At 69.8% G+C, this 1,502-nt stretch carries 1 protein-coding gene and 1 pseudogene; both read left to right on the top strand.

The features are described 5' to 3' along the window. Positions 1–679 (top strand): YhgE/Pip family protein (locus BFF76_RS34250; RefSeq protein WP_420877238.1); only part of this gene is annotated, 679 nt, incomplete at both ends. 2 nt (positions 680–681) lie between these two features. Then, positions 682–1,502, top strand: a pseudogene (locus BFF76_RS34255) (YhgE/Pip family protein); the annotation flags it as partial.

Consider the following 1,502-nt stretch of genomic DNA (forward strand, 5'->3'; position numbering starts at 1 on the left):
CTCGTCAACGACGACAAGGGCACGAGCACCGGGGGTCAACACCTCGCGGCCGGCGACGAGATCACCGGCAGGCTGCTCGACAGCAAGGTCTTCGACTGGCACGAGGTCGGCTCCGCCGAGGCCGAACGGGGCGTCGAGGACGGTACGTACTACCTCTCGCTGACCATGCCGTCGGACTTCAGCGAGCGGATAGCGTCGAGTGCCGGGGAGTCCCCCGCCACCGGCGCCCTGCGGGTGCGTACGAACGACGCCAACAACTACATCGTCGGGCAGATCTCGCGGACGGTCTTCGCCGAGGTCCGCAGCGCCGCTTCGGCCAAGGCCTCGCGCGGCTTCCTGGACAAGATCTACATCAACTTCTCCGGTCTGCACGACGCGACCGCGAAGGCGGCCAAGGGCGCCGACGACCTGGAGAGCGGCCTCACCAAGGCGAAGAAGGGCTCCAAGGATCTCGCGGACGGTCTCAAGGACGCCAAGTCGGGGAGCGGCACGCTCTCCACGGGCATCACGAAGCTGGACAAGGGCGCGGGCGACCTGGAGACGGGGTCCCGGCAGGTCGCCGGCGGTACCCAGTTGCTCGCCGACAAGGTCGACGCGGTCGCGGCAGACGTACGCCCCTTCCTGAAGGACAACGGCAAGGCCATCGGGGACACCGCCCGGCTGGTGGCCGAGTCCTCGANNTCAAGCGGGCCAAGACTGCCGCGGAGGACGTCGCCAAGGTGTCCGACGACGTGAACGCGCTGGTCACGAACCAGAAGGGCGACCTCACGAAGCTGCGCACCCGGCTGGCCGACCTGGAGAAGCAGGCCAACGCCCTGGCCAAGCGCTCGCCGGACCTGGACTCGGACCTGGAGTCCGCCGTGGCGAGGATCAACGCGCTCAACACCGGTGCGCAGAAGGTCGCCAAGGGCGCCGACGCACTCCACACCGGTCTCGGCACGGCCAGGAAGGGCGCCGGGGACCTGGACACCGGCGTCAAGAAGCTCACCTCGGGCGCCACGACCCTGAAGAGCGGCCTGTACCGGCTGGGTGACGGCTCCGCGACGCTCGCCCAGGGGCTGAACGACGGAGTCGGCAAGATCCCCGACTACGACGAGAAGGACCGCGACGCGCGTACCGGTGTCATGTCCGACCCGGTGCGGCTGGCCTCCTCCTCGCTGCACGCGGCGCCCAACTACGGCACCGGCTTCGCCCCGTACTTCATCCCGCTCTCGCTGTGGGTGGGTTCGATGGTGGCCTACATGCTGATCCAGCCGCTCAACCGTCGGGCGCTGGCCGCCGGGGCCCCGGCCTGGCGCATCGCCTTCGCGGGCTGGCTGCCGGTCGCGGGGATCGGTCTGCTCCAGGTCGCCGCCCTGATGTCGGTGCTGCACTGGCGGCTCGGTCTGCAGATGACGCACGCCGTCGGCACCATCGGCTTCCTCGCCCTGGTGACCTGCTGCTTCGCGGCCATCGTCCAGTGGCTCAACGCCCGCTTCGGCGCGGCGGGCCGGATCCTCGTC

The sequence above is a fragment of the Streptomyces mutomycini genome (genome assembly GCF_001700505.1).
GTDB lineage: Bacteria > Actinomycetota > Actinomycetes > Streptomycetales > Streptomycetaceae > Streptomyces > Streptomyces mutomycini.